The following is a 16,862-nucleotide window of genomic DNA, read 5'->3' as shown; positions in this document are numbered from 1 at the left end:
GATGCCGCAACGATAGCATATTGGCAGAAACTCCCGTGAGACGAGGCCTGGGTAAATCTGCCATTTATCAAGGATAATTTCGACACATCGGTCAGGATTCGTTTATGGCACTTCACGGCGCTGTTTAATCCTCAAGCCCAAGCTCCAGCATCAGCCCACTCAAGCGTTTCACCTTACGCCGAACAGCCTCTTCGAACACCCCACCGCGCGGTTCAATCAGGCTGAACATGTCCCTGGCGCGAGTGATTCCGGTGTAGATGAGTTCCTTGGTCAGCACCGGGTTCAAGGCGTCCGGCAAGATCAGCGCCGTATGGGTGAACTCCGATCCCTGGGACTTGTGTACGGTCATGGCATAGACCGTTTCCACATCGTTGAGTCGGCTGGGCAGGACAAAACGCACGCCACCCTGGCCGTCGTTGCGCGGGAAAGCCACGCGCAACACCTGCGGCCCGCCGTTGCTTTCAGGCAGTTTCAGGGCGATGCCGATATCGCCATTCATCAGCCCCAACCCATAGTCATTGCGGGTCATCAATACCGGACGCCCTTCGTACCATTGCTGATCGCTGTCAATCAGCCGGGTCTTGAGCAACGCGGCGGTGATGCGCTGGTTCAGGCCTTCGACACCCCACGGGCCCTTGCGCACGGCGCACAGCAATTGGAAGGCATCGAACGCCTGCAGAAGTTGGCGGGCCCAGTCGGCCCAGCGTGAATCATCGCGTGGTGTATCTGCAGGCGGACGCGTGGTGTGCAACAGATTCAGATAGTAGCGATAACCATGGGCGCCTTCGCCCTGCCCATCCAGCACCAGACGTTCCAGGGCACGGTCATGCTCGCCCTTGAGGCTGAGGTAGAACAGGTCGCCATGCGTGCGGCCGGCGAGCAGTTGTCGGGCTTGCTCAGGGTTTTGCTGATTGACCCAGCGTGCCAGTTGGCCGATGCCGCTGCCTTCGCCGAAACGTCGGGAGTAACGCAACATCACCACTTGCTGCGCCAGCGGGTGGCTACCGTCGAGGTCTTCGTGCAAACCGCTGGCCGCCAACGATTCACCGCTGACACTCTCCAGCCATTCGCGGGTTTGCCGGCTGTACCAGCCAGCCTCGGCATCCCGGCATAAATCACCGAGCACCGCGCCGGCTTCAACAGAGGCCAGTTGATCCTTATCGCCTAGCAACACCAATCGAGCATGGGGTGGCAACGCGTCCAACAGGTTGGCCATCATTTCCAGGTCGATCATTGAAGCTTCGTCGACCACCAGCACATCCAATGGCAACAGGTTGCCAGCGTGATGACGAAAATGTCGGGTACCGGGGCGGCTGCCCAGCAGGCGGTGAACAGTGGTGACTTCGGTAGGGATTTTTTCCCTTACGCTGTCGGACACTTTAAGCGAGCGTACTTGTTGGCTGATGGACTCAGTCAAGCGTGCCGCGGCCTTGCCAGTGGGCGCTGCCAGACGAATGCGCAAGGCCGCGCCGCTCTCCACGGCCGGCGCCTGCAACAAGGCCAACAATCGCACTACTGTCGTGGTCTTGCCCGTGCCAGGGCCGCCCGTGACGATGCTAAACGCACCGCGAGTGGCCAAGGCACAGGCGAGTTTCTGCCAGTCGATCACCCCGTCCGGCGGTGCCTGGTCAAACAAACCGTCCAAGCGCTGAGGCAGATCCACCGCCACTGGTTCCCGGGTGGCAAGCCGCTGGCGCAAGGCATTGTCGATGCGCCGCTCATAAGTCCAATAACGGCGCAGATACAAGCGCTTGCCCGACAACACCAAGGGCCGGCTTTGCGCCGCCGCACTGCCGTCTACAGCCAGCGCGACCAGTTGGCTGGCGGCCAGGGTGCGACACCAATGGGCACCGTCCAGGCCACCGAGCAATTGCGAAGGCAGCAGCATGGCACTGCCCGGCAAATCTCCTTCGGGCGGCAAGGACAAGGCGAAGTCCGGCGCCTTCAACGTTTCGAACAGGTCTAGGCAAACGTGACCATGGCCAAGTTGATGGCTGGTAAGGGCTGCCGCCAGCAATACCAGGGGATCGGTGTGTGGCTCGAGCTCGTGGAGAAAACCAACAAAGGCTTTATCCAGCGCCCGCAGCCAGCCGCGTTCCACCCAACACTCAAGCAGTTCAAGCAGATCGGCAGCGTGATTGAGAGGCGCCAAGGGGGTCTCGAGGCTCATAGCAAAGTTCCTTGTTCCCAGGCGGGCTCGACCCTGGGCGGTTGCGATTTGCCTTGAAACAGCAGATCCAGGCGTTCGATCAGCTCCCGCGGCGGCCGGGTGAAATACGCGCCCTGACTTGCGGACCGAGTACCGCGCAGGAACAGATAAAGCGCCCCCCCGACATGCCGGTCGTAATCGTAGTCGGGCAATCGGGCTTTGAGCTGGCGATGCAGGGCCAGCAGGTAAAGGACGTATTGCAGGTCATAACGATGGTCGAGGATCGACAGCTCCATGGCCTGCCAGGTATAGGCTTGATCGTCGACGCCCAGCCAATTGGATTTGTAGTCCGCCACGTAGTAGCGGCCCTCGTGTTCAAACGTCAGGTCGATAAAGCCCTTGAACATGCCGTTGAGCAGCACGGGTTCGGCAGCCACCCGGGCCACACCAGCGTGAGTGTATTGGCACACCAGTTTGTCCAGGGCGAGAACATCGACTTTATGGCTGGCGAACCAGAACTCCATTTCGATCTGATACTGCTGCAAGCCGTTCAAGATGAGCGGTGCCTGCCCATTGCCAAGGCTCATTGGCATTTGCAACAAATGCTCCAGCCAGCCGCCGAGCGTGCTGATCCAGCCTTCCCAACCGCGCCGGTTACAGCGCCGTGCGATAGCGTCTTCAAGGGTTTGGGGGGAGACACGGAAACCTTCGTTGCCTGCCCACTCCAACAGACCATGAAGAAACGTCCCGGGACCGGGGCCACGGGGGAAACGGTGGATATCACCACCTGCAGCCGGTACTTCCCGAGGGGCGTCCGGGTCCAGGCGTTCATCGTCGAACAGTTTCTGGGCTTGCGGGCTTTCCGGAGCCTCAAGGCTGGCAGCGCTCATGCTTTCGCCGATCCGCAGTGCGCTGTAGGAGGCAATCCACCAGTTTTCTGCGGCCCTGCGCTTGGGCAACAACGGTGCCGACAGCAGGGCTTCGTTGTGTGGTGGATCGTACGACGTCCCATCGGCTTCGGGCATTTGCCCGTAGTCAATGGCCGGGCAGCCGTCCGCCAGCGCCAGGAGCCAACGCACCAGACCGGCAGACTCGCTCAATACAGCGCCGCCACCGAGCAAATAACCGAGAGCCGACAGGTGCAGCACCGAACTGTTGTTACTGCCGCGCTTAAGATCTGCCACACCGAGCCAGCAGGCATGTTTGGCACGCGTGAGCGCAACGTAAAGCAAGCGCAGGTCTTCAGCCAGGCGTTCGTTGTCGGCTTGGGCGATCAACTCGGCTGTCGGCTTCAGGCTGACTTGGGATTTGCCGTTTTCATCGTGGTAATGCAGCGGCAGGCGACTACCATCCACAGGTTTTGCCGAACAGATGAACGGCAGGAATACCAGGTCGTATTCCAATCCTTTGGATTTGTGGATGGTCACCACCTTGACCAGTTGCTCATCACTTTCCAGGCGCAGGATTTGCTCTTCACCCGCCTGGCCCGAGAGCGCCAAGTGTTCAGCCAGATGGCGGATCAGGGCTTGCTCGCCATCCAGTTCAGCAGCCGCTTGTTGCAGCAGTTCAGAAAGGTGCAGCAGGTTGGTCAGCACACGCTCGCCATCACTGCGAGCAATCAGGGTTTGCGGCAACTTGAAGTCGTGGAGCAGGCGCCGCAGCATTGGCAACACGCCTTGGGTCCGCCAGACGGCACGGTAGTCGCGAAACTGCATGACGCGGGTTTCCCAGGCCAACTCGTCCTGGTTCAGTTGCTCGAGCTCCACCAGCGACAGGTTGAGGGTGATGCAGGCCAAAGCGGCCCGCAAAGGACGCTCGACGTCCGGTTCGGCGCAAGCCTTGAGCCAGGCCAGCAAGTCATGTGCTTCCTGGGCCGCAAATACCGAGTCCTTATCGGAGAGGTACACACTGCGCACGCCACGCGTGGCCAGTTCGGCGCGCACGGCCTGAGCCTCCTTGCCGTCGCGCACCAGAATGGCGATGTCTGATGGCAGGACCGGTTTGAACGTATCGTCCGTGATAAATCCTGCTGTACCCCGTTGCCCGCCATTGAGCAACGCAGCAACCTGGCTGGCACACGCACCGGCCAGTTGCTGGCGATAGAGCACATTGGAGATCGGCTGATCGGTGGGTAAATGCCAGATATTCAGGGCCGGCAGTGTGTGGCCGTCGACCTGAAGTTGCTCCTTGCGGCCTTGAGATGACACCGCCTTGAAGGGCACCGGATTTTCGCCATCGGGCTCGCGAAACAGAAATGCCCCCCGACCGGTCTCCGCACGCTCGAACACATGATTGACCGCCGCAACCATGCAATGGCTGGAGCGAAAATTGGTGCCCAATGTGTGCAGGCGCCCTGCGGTGGCCTGACGGGCGCGCAGGTAGGTGTAGATATCGGCGCCACGAAAGGCATAGATCGCCTGTTTGGGATCACCGATCAGGAACAGGCCGCTTTCGGGTTGGTTTTCTTCGATGCGGTAGATGCTTTCGAAGATGCGGTACTGGACCGGGTCTGTGTCCTGGAATTCGTCAATCAGGGCCACCGGAAACTGTTCACGAATCACACTGGCCAAGCGCTCGCCGCCGTCGGCCTGCAGAGCCGCATCGAGGCGGACCAGCATGTCGTCAAAGCCCATCTCGGCGCGTCGACGCTTCTCTTCTTCGAAACGTTTGCCAACCCAAGCGGCAGCGTGTTGCAACACTGCGGCGTCGGGCGTGGGCAAGGCATCAAGGCTGGCTTTCAATTGCGCCATGGCATCCAGGCCTGGATGACGCGGGCACTCGCCTTTCCAGGCTTCGGCCATTCCATCGGGCGTCAAACGCGTGAAGCCGGTACCGATGTCCAATTGTTCGAGGGTTTCATCGGCGGCCCAGGCATTTATCTTTTCAAACCACGGCTCGAAGTAACGGGCCTGCATCTTGCGACCATCTACCGCTTTGGACGCAACGGCCTGCAAGCAGATGTCGCGCAGCTCTGTCGCCCATTGCTGCCAAGGCGCCTTGAGGGCGACCAGGGCTTCGCGGCGCTCCTGCATGCAGGCGTTGATCAACGCTGCCGGCTCGCGATGTTCATCTCCAGGCCGCTCGCTGCCGAACAGCGCGCGCACTTTTGGCAAGAGCGCCGCCGGGCCGCCCCAATTGCTGCGAACCCAGTTCAACGCATCGCCCTGCATCGGGTAGCAGTAAAGACGCCAATAGTCGCGCAGCACTTCGCCCAACAAATCGCTGTGGTCGGTTTCCAGAGTCTGGGTAAACAGGCTACCGCTATCGAATGCGTGTTCGCGCAGCATGCGCTGGCACCAACTGTGGATGGTCGAAACGGCCGCTTCATCCATCCATTGCGCGGCGATATCGAGCCGATTGGCGCAGCCAGGCCATTGTTCGGGTGTGTATTGATCGCGTAGCTCGGCGATCAAACCATCCGGCTGTTGGATCTCTTCGCGGAAAAAGCGCGCGGCTTCCGCCAGTCGGGTGCGGATGCGTTCGCGCAGTTCTTTGGTCGCTGCATCGGTAAAAGTCACCACCAGGATTTGCGGCGGCAACAGTTCCCGGCCAAAACCCGAATCATCGCCACCGTGGCCCAGAACCAAGCGCAAATACAATGCAGAAATGGTGAAGGTTTTCCCGGTACCGGCGCTCGCCTCGATCAATTGGCTGCCGTGCAGCGGAAAGGCCAGGGCCAAGGGTTTTTCGGCGCTCATGAACGGGCGTCCTCGCTGTTCAAAGATCGCCATGGGGCGGTTATCAAGGGTCGATACAAGGTGTCGCACCAGCCTTCGAAATCTTCACTGGCAACCAGCGCAGCGTAATCGGGGAATTGCCGAGTAAGCGCCGGGCTTTCCCGGCGTTCGCCATCACTGGTCAAGCCATCGCCCTCGTAAGCTTTGCGGGCGGCGGCGTGGGCTTTGTCGGGGTCCGTTTGGCCAAGCCAGGCAAAAGCGGTTTTGACCGCCACCGGTAACGGCTCGCTCATGCCAGCCCTCCAGGCCAGCAGCAGATTACCGAGAATCTCCTGGGCGCCACTTTGCTCCAGCGGAGCGAGCAGCAGGGTGTCGTCACTGGCCACCAGGCCCGTGCTCAACGGCAGGCCGCAGGCACAGGCCGCCAGATGATTGACCCAGGGGCGAATTAGGCGGTGCCATTTGCGGGTCTTGATTGAACCGATACTGTTGGGGATCGTGGTTATGCTGAGGAGGCCGCCATCACTGCGCTGATGCAAACCGCTGCTGATCCAGCCGTCGAGTCGAACGCCCTGGTGTTCAAAGCTGACCGGCTCGGCGCTGGTGTAAGGGTTCGGCCAGAGTGCCAGCAGTTGCTGATAGCGCTGCAGCAACTCGGGCAGGGGCTCAATCAGTTCGTTGCGCAGGCACTCGCCAAAACCAACCATGGGTAGCAGACCGCTGCCTTGCAGACGCAGTGCCTGGGCATTAAGGGCATGTTCCGGATTAGCGGGCTCGGTCAGCGCCGCAGCCAATAGGCTGTCACTCAAGGTGTAGCGTTGTAGCGCATCAAGGACAAACGGTTCTTCATCGGCCATGGGCACTTCGGCGGCCTCGAAAAACACTTTGAGCCGCTGGCTGAAAAAGTGTTTGACCGGGTTGCGCAGGAAATCTTGCAGTTGGCCGAGGCTCAGCGGCTCCTCCTGAAGATAAGGCGCCAGGGTAATGGCTTCAGGGAGCCGCTCGTGCGTTTCGTGCAACAACTGCCATTCGCGGGCGTAGCTGAACAACGGGTCGCCTTCATGAAAATAGCGGGCGCTGAAGGGTTGCAGTGGATGTTTCTGGGTCATCGCATCCACGAGCGGTTCGCCTTGGGTGTGTCGCCAGCCGCTGGCGAGATGGTCGCGCAGTTGGCCGATCAACACCGACGCTGGACGGTCACTGTTGTCGCGGATACTGCGACCGACCCAACTGATGTAAAGCTGGTCGCGGGCCGAAAGCAGGGCTTCAAGCAACAGGTAGCGGTCGTCTTCACGGCGAGAGCGATCGCCGGGGCGATAGTCACTGCCCATCAGGTCAAAATCCAGCGGCGGCTGGGCACGCGGGTAGTCACCATCGTTCATGCCCAGCAAGCAGACCAGCTTGAAGGGAATGGCACGCATCGGCATAAGGGTGCAGAAATTCACCGCCCCGGCGAGAAAGCGTTGGGACAGGCGCCCCTCGTCCAGGCCTGCTAGCCAGGCCTCGCGCACGACAGTCAGCGGCAACTCGTCGTACAGACCGACAGAATCACAGGTTTCCAGCCAGTTTGCCCTCAGTTGCTCAAGCTGGCCGAGCAAGTAGTCGTCGTGCTCGTTGTCGGCAAGAAAGAATCCCTGCATCAGGCTTTGCAGCCGTTGGCCCCATGCTTGAGGTGTAGCAGGCTGCGATAGTATTTGGTGGGCGTCGCGCAGCGCATCGAGCAGCGCAACCAGCGGTCCGATCAAGGCGGCATCAAGACCCCCGATTTCATCATACGGCTCAATGCCAGCGCAGGCAGAACCGCTGCCAACCGCGTAGCCCAACAACATACGGCGCAGGCCGAATCGCCAGCTGTTCTGTTCCAACTCACTCGGCAGCCCCAGGCCGGCACGCTGTTGCGCGTTGAGTCCCCAACGGATGCCCGCGCCTTCTATCCAGCGGTGCAGGGTAGGCAGGTCGCGTTCCTTGATAGCGAAACGCTCACGCAAGGCCGGAACATCCAGCAAGTCTAGAATTTCGCTGACGGGAAAGCGGCTATCCGGAAGTTTGAGTAGGTGCTCGACGGCGATAAGTAGCGGATCTCGACCGCGCTGGCCCTGGTCTGTGAGGGTAAATGGGATGAAGCGCGGGTCCTTTTTGTCCAATTGCCCGAATACTGCGCGGATATGGGGTGCATAGCTGTCGATATCCGGGACCATCACAATGACATCCCGTGGGCGCAGTGTAGGGTTCTCGCTGAAGCGCTGGAGCAATTGGTCGTGGAGGATTTCGACCTCCCGCTGGGCGCTGTGGGCGATATGAAAACGGATCGAAGAGTCTTGCGCCAGATCCACCGCTGGCCAGTGCCCACGTGTCTCATCAAGCGGGCGCAGTTCGAGAATATCGTCCTGCAGTTGGTTGAGGATCGTGGTGGGCTGGTTGTCGCTGAACAGGTCGATCCGACCATCGCGAAAAGCTGAGCGGTAGCTGTTCGGATCATCGTAGCTGTCCAGCAGGTTGATGTAGTCGCGCCCTTGTTTACCCCATGCTGCAAGCAGCGGATGAGCATGTTGGTGCAGAGTTTGCGGGTCGATGGCAACAGGCATCCCAGCCTTGCGCGCCTGGCGTTTGTACTCGTTTCTCAGCAAGTCCTTATCGGCCACGATGTCGGACCAATGATGGCGACAAGGGTTGTGCACACACAATAATACCTGGCTGAAACGAGACAGGCCGGCCAGTGCCTCCAAGGCCTGCGCAGGCAGCGAGGAAATGCCAAAGACGATGACTCGCGAGGGCAAGCCTGTGGGTGCCGTGTCCAGACTATTGATGCGTTCGATGAAGCGCTGATGAACGCCGGCACGGCTTTGCGCCATCCCTTCTTCACCGACATCCAACAACAATGCACGCCACAACTCTGCCTGCCAGCAGTTCGCCGGGCTCAGGGGCCGGGAATCACCTCGAACGTTGCGCAGTTGATGACGAGCGGCGGCCCAGTCCTCCAGCCAATCCGCACGATAGACTTGATACTGGTCAAACAGGTCAGCCAGGCGCTCCGCCAGTTGGTAACGCTTACGCATATCCGTATCGTGATCAAGGAAGCGCTGCAGCGGCTCGAAGTGTGGCTGATCAATGAGTTCAGGCAGCAGGCGCATGAGACGCCAGGTCAGCGGGGCTTTATCCAGTAGGGACTTGAGCGGAATTTCATCCCGGCCCAAAACCATACGATAAAGTTGCCACATAAAACTGCCGGGGAGTTGAACATCAATGGCCGCTGCAATGCCGCAACCGCCCATGTTGTCCTCTTCAGGGTCTTCGGCGAGGGCCAGCTTCAGCCATTGGGCGATACCGTTGCTTTGTACCAGGGCGATTTCGTTTTCCAGGGGTGCCAGCGGATAACGGCGCATCCAGCTCACGACCAAGCTGCGCAGTTCATCCAGGCGATTGCCATGAACAACCATGAATCCGGCACTAAGGGACATCGCATCCGGCATAACGGCTTCCTTGGAAAAAGCAAAATCGAGGAGAGGACTTTAACATCGAAGGCAGTTGCAGGCTGCAAGCGAGGTACGCCCTGCTCGTAAGGCTAGCGGCTTGAAGGCAACCGCCGCACTTTTCGACCGTCCAAAACAAAACCCCATCTGCTTTCGCAAATGGGGTTTCGGAATTTAATCTTGACGATGACCTACTCTCACATGGGGAAACCCCACACTACCATCGGCGATGCATCGTTTCACTACTGAGTTCGGGATGGGATCAGGTGGTTCCAATGCTCTATGGTCGTCAAGAAATTCGGGTACTGAGTCGTGACCAGATGGCCTCGCTTCAGCAAATTGGGTATGTGACAGCGTTCGGTGTTTTGTGAGCGCAAACTTTCGGTTTGTATCGTCTTCACACACCGCAATCTGATGCTCTTTCGAGTACTCAAATTGCTTGGGTGTTATATGGTCAAGCCTCACGGGCAATTAGTATTGGTTAGCTCAACGCCTCACAGCGCTTACACACCCAACCTATCAACGTCGTAGTCTTCGACGGCCCTTCAGGGAACTCAAGGTTCCAGTGAGATCTCATCTTGAGGCTAGTTTCCCGCTTAGATGCTTTCAGCGGTTATCTATTCCGAACATAGCTACCCGGCAATGCCACTGGCGTGACAACCGGAACACCAGAGGTTCGTCCACTCCGGTCCTCTCGTACTAGGAGCAGCCCCTCTCAAATCTCAAACGTCCACGGCAGATAGGGACCGAACTGTCTCACGACGTTCTAAACCCAGCTCGCGTACCACTTTAAATGGCGAACAGCCATACCCTTGGGACCGGCTTCAGCCCCAGGATGTGATGAGCCGACATCGAGGTGCCAAACACCGCCGTCGATATGAACTCTTGGGCGGTATCAGCCTGTTATCCCCGGAGTACCTTTTATCCGTTGAGCGATGGCCCTTCCATACAGAACCACCGGATCACTAAGACCTACTTTCGTACCTGCTCGACGTGTCTGTCTCGCAGTCAAGCGCGCTTTTGCCTTTATACTCTACGACCGATTTCCGACCGGTCTGAGCGCACCTTCGTACTCCTCCGTTACTCTTTAGGAGGAGACCGCCCCAGTCAAACTACCCACCATACACTGTCCTCGATCCGGATAACGGACCTGAGTTAGAACCTCAAAGTTGCCAGGGTGGTATTTCAAGGTTGGCTCCACGCGAACTGGCGTCCACGCTTCAAAGCCTCCCACCTATCCTACACAAGCAAATTCAAAGTCCAGTGCAAAGCTATAGTAAAGGTTCACGGGGTCTTTCCGTCTAGCCGCGGATACACTGCATCTTCACAGCGATTTCAATTTCACTGAGTCTCGGGTGGAGACAGCGCCGCCATCGTTACGCCATTCGTGCAGGTCGGAACTTACCCGACAAGGAATTTCGCTACCTTAGGACCGTTATAGTTACGGCCGCCGTTTACCGGGGCTTCGATCAAGAGCTTCGCGTTAGCTAACCCCATCAATTAACCTTCCGGCACCGGGCAGGCGTCACACCCTATACGTCCACTTTCGTGTTTGCAGAGTGCTGTGTTTTTAATAAACAGTCGCAGCGGCCTGGTATCTTCGACCGGCATGAGCTTACGGAGCAAGTCCTTCACCCTCACCGGCGCACCTTCTCCCGAAGTTACGGTGCCATTTTGCCTAGTTCCTTCACCCGAGTTCTCTCAAGCGCCTTGGTATTCTCTACCCAACCACCTGTGTCGGTTTGGGGTACGGTTCCTGGTTACCTGAAGCTTAGAAGCTTTTCTTGGAAGCATGGCATCAACCACTTCGTCATCTAAAAGATGACTCGTCATCAGCTCTCGGCCTTAGAATCCCGGATTTACCTAAGATTCCAGCCTACCACCTTAAACTTGGACAACCAACGCCAAGCTGGCCTAGCCTTCTCCGTCCCTCCATCGCAATAACCAGAAGTACAGGAATATTAACCTGTTTTCCATCGACTACGCTTTTCAGCCTCGCCTTAGGGACCGACTAACCCTGCGTCGATTAACGTTGCGCAGGAAACCTTGGTCTTTCGGCGTGGGTGTTTTTCACACCCATTGTCGTTACTCATGTCAGCATTCGCACTTCTGATACCTCCAGCAAGCTTCTCAACTCACCTTCACAGGCTTACAGAACGCTCCTCTACCGCATCATCCTAAGATGATACCCGTAGCTTCGGTGTATGGTTTGAGCCCCGTTACATCTTCCGCGCAGGCCGACTCGACTAGTGAGCTATTACGCTTTCTTTAAAGGGTGGCTGCTTCTAAGCCAACCTCCTAGCTGTCTAAGCCTTCCCACATCGTTTCCCACTTAACCATAACTTTGGGACCTTAGCTGACGGTCTGGGTTGTTTCCCTTTTCACGACGGACGTTAGCACCCGCCGTGTGTCTCCCATGCTCGGCACTTGTAGGTATTCGGAGTTTGCATCGGTTTGGTAAGTCGGGATGACCCCCTAGCCGAAACAGTGCTCTACCCCCTACAGTGATACATGAGGCGCTACCTAAATAGCTTTCGAGGAGAACCAGCTATCTCCGAGCTTGATTAGCCTTTCACTCCGATCCACAGGTCATCCGCTAACTTTTCAACGGTAGTCGGTTCGGTCCTCCAGTTAGTGTTACCCAACCTTCAACCTGCCCATGGATAGATCGCCCGGTTTCGGGTCTATTCCCAGCGACTAGACGCCCTATTAAGACTCGCTTTCGCTACGCCTCCCCTATTCGGTTAAGCTCGCCACTGAAAATAAGTCGCTGACCCATTATACAAAAGGTACGCAGTCACCCAACAAAGTGGGCTCCCACTGCTTGTACGCATACGGTTTCAGGATCTATTTCACTCCCCTCTCCGGGGTTCTTTTCGCCTTTCCCTCACGGTACTAGTTCACTATCGGTCAGTCAGTAGTATTTAGCCTTGGAGGATGGTCCCCCCATATTCAGACAAAGTTTCTCGTGCTCCGTCCTACTCGATTTCATGACTAAGAGATTTTCGCGTACAGGGCTATCACCCACTATGGCCGCACTTTCCAGAGCGTTCCGCTAATCTCAAAACCACTTAAGGGCTAGTCCCCGTTCGCTCGCCACTACTAAGGGAATCTCGGTTGATTTCTTTTCCTCAGGGTACTTAGATGTTTCAGTTCCCCTGGTTCGCCTCTTGCACCTATGTATTCAGTACAAGATAACCATCTTATGATGGCTGGGTTCCCCCATTCAGACATCTCCGGATCAAAGTCTGTTTGCCGACTCCCCGAAGCTTTTCGCAGGCTACCACGTCTTTCATCGCCTCTGACTGCCAAGGCATCCACCGTATGCGCTTCTTCACTTGACCATATAACCCCAAGCAATCTGGTTATACTGTGAAGACAACATTCGCCGAAAATTCGCAATTACTCACAAATTTTACCTTAGCCTGATCCGTTACCAGTGAAAGTAACGTCCAGTCTATCTTTCTATCACATACCCAAATTTTTAAAGAACGAACTAGTCAAAGACTAGAAATCAACATTCACCATCATCACAATGGAATGCTCATTTCTAAGCTTTATACCGACAGAAGCAGTAGTGGTGGAGCCAAACGGGATCGAACCGTTGACCTCCTGCGTGCAAGGCAGGCGCTCTCCCAGCTGAGCTATGGCCCCGTATTTCTACAGGCGTTTCCCACACAAAATTGGTGGGTCTGGGCAGATTCGAACTGCCGACCTCACCCTTATCAGGGGTGCGCTCTAACCAACTGAGCTACAGACCCAATTTCGGGCTGCTTCTTTCGTCTTCTTCAATGAATCAAGCAATTCGTGTGGGAACTTATGGAGCAGCTGATGTCGTCGATTAAGGAGGTGATCCAGCCGCAGGTTCCCCTACGGCTACCTTGTTACGACTTCACCCCAGTCATGAATCACACCGTGGTAACCGTCCTCCCGAAGGTTAGACTAGCTACTTCTGGTGCAACCCACTCCCATGGTGTGACGGGCGGTGTGTACAAGGCCCGGGAACGTATTCACCGCGACATTCTGATTCGCGATTACTAGCGATTCCGACTTCACGCAGTCGAGTTGCAGACTGCGATCCGGACTACGATCGGTTTTATGGGATTAGCTCCACCTCGCGGCTTGGCAACCCTCTGTACCGACCATTGTAGCACGTGTGTAGCCCAGGCCGTAAGGGCCATGATGACTTGACGTCATCCCCACCTTCCTCCGGTTTGTCACCGGCAGTCTCCTTAGAGTGCCCACCATTACGTGCTGGTAACTAAGGACAAGGGTTGCGCTCGTTACGGGACTTAACCCAACATCTCACGACACGAGCTGACGACAGCCATGCAGCACCTGTCTCAATGTTCCCGAAGGCACCAATCTATCTCTAGAAAGTTCATTGGATGTCAAGGCCTGGTAAGGTTCTTCGCGTTGCTTCGAATTAAACCACATGCTCCACCGCTTGTGCGGGCCCCCGTCAATTCATTTGAGTTTTAACCTTGCGGCCGTACTCCCCAGGCGGTCAACTTAATGCGTTAGCTGCGCCACTAAGAGCTCAAGGCTCCCAACGGCTAGTTGACATCGTTTACGGCGTGGACTACCAGGGTATCTAATCCTGTTTGCTCCCCACGCTTTCGCACCTCAGTGTCAGTATCAGTCCAGGTGGTCGCCTTCGCCACTGGTGTTCCTTCCTATATCTACGCATTTCACCGCTACACAGGAAATTCCACCACCCTCTACCATACTCTAGTCAGTCAGTTTTGAATGCAGTTCCCAGGTTGAGCCCGGGGATTTCACATCCAACTTAACAAACCACCTACGCGCGCTTTACGCCCAGTAATTCCGATTAACGCTTGCACCCTCTGTATTACCGCGGCTGCTGGCACAGAGTTAGCCGGTGCTTATTCTGTCGGTAACGTCAAAATTGCAGAGTATTAATCTACAACCCTTCCTCCCAACTTAAAGTGCTTTACAATCCGAAGACCTTCTTCACACACGCGGCATGGCTGGATCAGGCTTTCGCCCATTGTCCAATATTCCCCACTGCTGCCTCCCGTAGGAGTCTGGACCGTGTCTCAGTTCCAGTGTGACTGATCATCCTCTCAGACCAGTTACGGATCGTCGCCTTGGTGAGCCATTACCCCACCAACTAGCTAATCCGACCTAGGCTCATCTGATAGCGCAAGGCCCGAAGGTCCCCTGCTTTCTCCCGTAGGACGTATGCGGTATTAGCGTCCGTTTCCGAACGTTATCCCCCACTACCAGGCAGATTCCTAGGCATTACTCACCCGTCCGCCGCTCTCAAGAGAAGCAAGCTTCTCTCTACCGCTCGACTTGCATGTGTTAGGCCTGCCGCCAGCGTTCAATCTGAGCCATGATCAAACTCTTCAGTTCAAACATCTTTGGGTTTTTAAGAAACCCTAAACTTGGCTCAGCAATCGTTGGTTACATCTTTGATTTCTCGCGGAGTAACTTGTGATGCTGATAATCTTGTTGACTATCAGTCTGACTCCACAAGCACCCACACGAATTGCTTGATTCAGTTGTTAAAGAGCGGTTGGTTAAGATCTTTCGTCTCAACCGAGGCGCGCATTCTACAGCAGCCTCTGTTGCTGTCAAGCGGTTATTTTAAGAAGTTTTCAAAGTTTCCTCTGCAACTTCAACCACTTGCGCTTCCGATCTCTCGTTAGCGGGAGGCGAATTCTACAGCGTTACACGCTGCTGTCAACACCTCTTTTTCTCCGCTTTCGACCGAGAAGATCGAGCCGTTAATAGAGCCAAACAACCTTGCTCTACCAACTCCTTCCAGACTTCGATGATCTGAAGCAGGTCGCTGTCGAATTCCGCATAACTCTTTGTTTACCAAGGAGTTTTCCGTTTCGACTGCGCCGGAAGTGGGGCGAATTATAGACTTCCAGAATCTGCCGTCAACCCCTATTTTCACAAAACTGTCATAACAGTCGAAAAAGCCCCGAAAAGCAAAGGCCGGCCCAAAAGGACCGGCCCTTCTACTTTCTACTTACAAGCTTGGAAAGGCGAATTGCGACGCTTCATGGCTGGCCCGTTGCGGCCAACGCTGGGTAATCGCCTTGCGACGGGTGTAGAAGCGCACCCCGTCCGGACCATAGGCATGCAGATCACCAAACAGCGAACGCTTCCAACCGCCAAAGCTGTGATAGGCCACCGGTACCGGCAATGGAACGTTGACGCCAACCATGCCCACTTCAATCTCGTCACAGAACAGACGCGCCGCTTCACCGTCACGGGTAAAGATGCAAGTGCCGTTGCCGTACTCGTGATCATTGATCAGTTGCATCGCAGCTTCCAGGCTACTCACACGAACCACACACAATACCGGTCCGAAAATTTCTTCTTTATAGATACGCATCTCGGGAGTCACACGGTCAAACAGGCTCCCCCCCAGGAAGAACCCATCTTCATGGCCGGCCACACTCAGGCCGCGACCATCAACCACCAACTCAGCACCGCTGGAAACACCGTCTTCTATATAGCCACTGACTTTATCCCGAGCCTGCCCCGTCACCAGCGGCCCCATGTCCAACCCACAGGTTGTCCCGGCACCAATCTTCAGCGCCTTGATCTGCGGTACCAATTTGGCAACCAGCGCATCGGCAACCTGATCGCCGACACACACCGCCACGGAGATGGCCATGCAACGCTCGCCGCACGAACCATAGGCAGCCCCCATCAAGGCACTGACCGCATTGTCCAGATCCGCATCCGGCATCAGCACGGCATGATTCTTCGCCCCACCCAATGCCTGGACGCGTTTGCCTCGCTTGGTGGCTTCGGAGTAGATGTACTCGGCAATCGGCGTCGAGCCTACAAAACTCAATGCCTTGACTTCCGGCGCCTCGATCAGCGCATCCACTGCACCTTTGTCGCCGTGCACTACGCTCAGCACGCCTTTAGGCAGACCCGCTTCCTGCAACAGCTGCGCGATCAGCAGTGTAGAACTTGGATCGCGTTCCGATGGCTTGAGAATGAAACAGTTGCCGCAGACAATCGCCAGCGGGTACATCCACAGCGGGACCATGGCTGGAAAGTTGAACGGCGTAATCCCGGCCACCACGCCCAACGGCTGGAAATCCGACCAGGCATCAATGTTCGGGCCGACGTTACGGCTGTATTCACCCTTGAGGATCTCCGGTGCCGAGCATGCGTACTCCACGTTCTCGATCCCGCGCTTGAGCTCACCGGCAGCATCTTCCAATGTCTTGCCGTGCTCTTCGCTGATCAATTGCGAGATACGTGCCTCATTCTGTTCGAGCAATTGCTTGAAACGAAACATGACCTGGGCACGCTTGGCCGGCGGTGTATTGCGCCAGGCCGGGAACGCGGCCTTGGCCGAGTCGATTGCGACCTGAATGGTTTCACGGCTGGCCAGAGGGACCTGGTGAATGACTTTGCCGGTAGACGGGTTGTAGACGTCGGCGCTACGACCGCTGTCGGTTACCAGTTCACCGTTGATCAAATGCTGGATGAGGCTCATGCAGGGCTCCTGAAAAGTTTTCCACAGGCGCGATACTCGCCGCGCCTGCTGTGTGTTCTATATAGAAG

At 56.7% G+C, this 16,862-nt stretch carries 4 protein-coding genes, 2 tRNA genes and 3 rRNA genes; all 9 read right to left on the bottom strand.

What is annotated here, in order from left to right; translation table 11 throughout:
* Positions 1-124: 124 nt before the first annotated feature.
* Complete coding sequence (gene recD / locus OQ460_RS03340; RefSeq protein WP_410020487.1) at positions 125-2,170, bottom strand: exodeoxyribonuclease V subunit alpha; 2,046 nt, start codon at positions 2,168-2,170, stop codon at positions 125-127.
* Positions 2,167-5,847 (bottom strand): exodeoxyribonuclease V subunit beta, encoded by a 3,681-nt coding sequence (recB, locus tag OQ460_RS03335; protein WP_410020486.1) that lies wholly within the window; start codon positions 5,845-5,847, stop codon positions 2,167-2,169. Before recB ends, recD begins: the two co-directional genes overlap by 4 nt.
* Positions 5,844-9,296, bottom strand: coding sequence for an exodeoxyribonuclease V subunit gamma (gene recC, locus OQ460_RS03330; protein WP_410020485.1), 3,453 nt, complete (start codon positions 9,294-9,296; stop codon positions 5,844-5,846). The genes recB and recC overlap by 4 nt, the downstream gene beginning before the upstream one ends.
* A 178-nt stretch (positions 9,297-9,474) precedes the next feature.
* Positions 9,475-9,590 (bottom strand): 5S ribosomal RNA (gene rrf, locus OQ460_RS03325).
* Between the two features lie 156 nt (positions 9,591-9,746).
* Positions 9,747-12,640 (bottom strand): 23S ribosomal RNA (locus OQ460_RS03320).
* Between the two features lie 234 nt (positions 12,641-12,874).
* Positions 12,875-12,950: transfer RNA gene (locus tag OQ460_RS03315), tRNA-Ala, on the bottom strand.
* Between the two features lie 30 nt (positions 12,951-12,980).
* Positions 12,981-13,057: transfer RNA gene (locus OQ460_RS03310), tRNA-Ile, on the bottom strand.
* Between the two features lie 81 nt (positions 13,058-13,138).
* A 16S ribosomal RNA gene (locus tag OQ460_RS03305) occupies positions 13,139-14,675 on the bottom strand.
* Together the 16S, 23S and 5S rRNA genes with 2 tRNA genes alongside form the textbook arrangement of a ribosomal RNA operon.
* A 625-nt stretch (positions 14,676-15,300) precedes the next feature.
* A complete protein-coding gene (locus OQ460_RS03300) occupies positions 15,301-16,794 on the bottom strand; it encodes a CoA-acylating methylmalonate-semialdehyde dehydrogenase (RefSeq protein WP_410020484.1) in 1,494 nt (497 codons plus the stop codon).
* Positions 16,795-16,862: the final 68 nt, after the last annotated feature.

Source organism: Pseudomonas imrae (assembly GCF_046352735.2).
GTDB classification, from domain to species: domain Bacteria; phylum Pseudomonadota; class Gammaproteobacteria; order Pseudomonadales; family Pseudomonadaceae; genus Aquipseudomonas; species Aquipseudomonas imrae.
This window is presented reverse-complemented; position numbering and strand designations above follow the sequence as displayed.

Coding starts and splice junctions, on each gene's coding strand:
- OQ460_RS03300 (WP_410020484.1), bottom strand. CDS start 16,794: ATGAGCCTCATCCAGCATTTGATCAACGGTGAACTGGTAACCGACAGC.
- recB (WP_410020486.1), bottom strand. CDS start 5,847: ATGAGCGCCGAAAAACCCTTGGCCCTGGCCTTTCCGCTGCACGGCAGC.
- recC (WP_410020485.1), bottom strand. CDS start 9,296: ATGCCGGATGCGATGTCCCTTAGTGCCGGATTCATGGTTGTTCATGGC.
- recD (WP_410020487.1), bottom strand. CDS start 2,170: ATGAGCCTCGAGACCCCCTTGGCGCCTCTCAATCACGCTGCCGATCTG.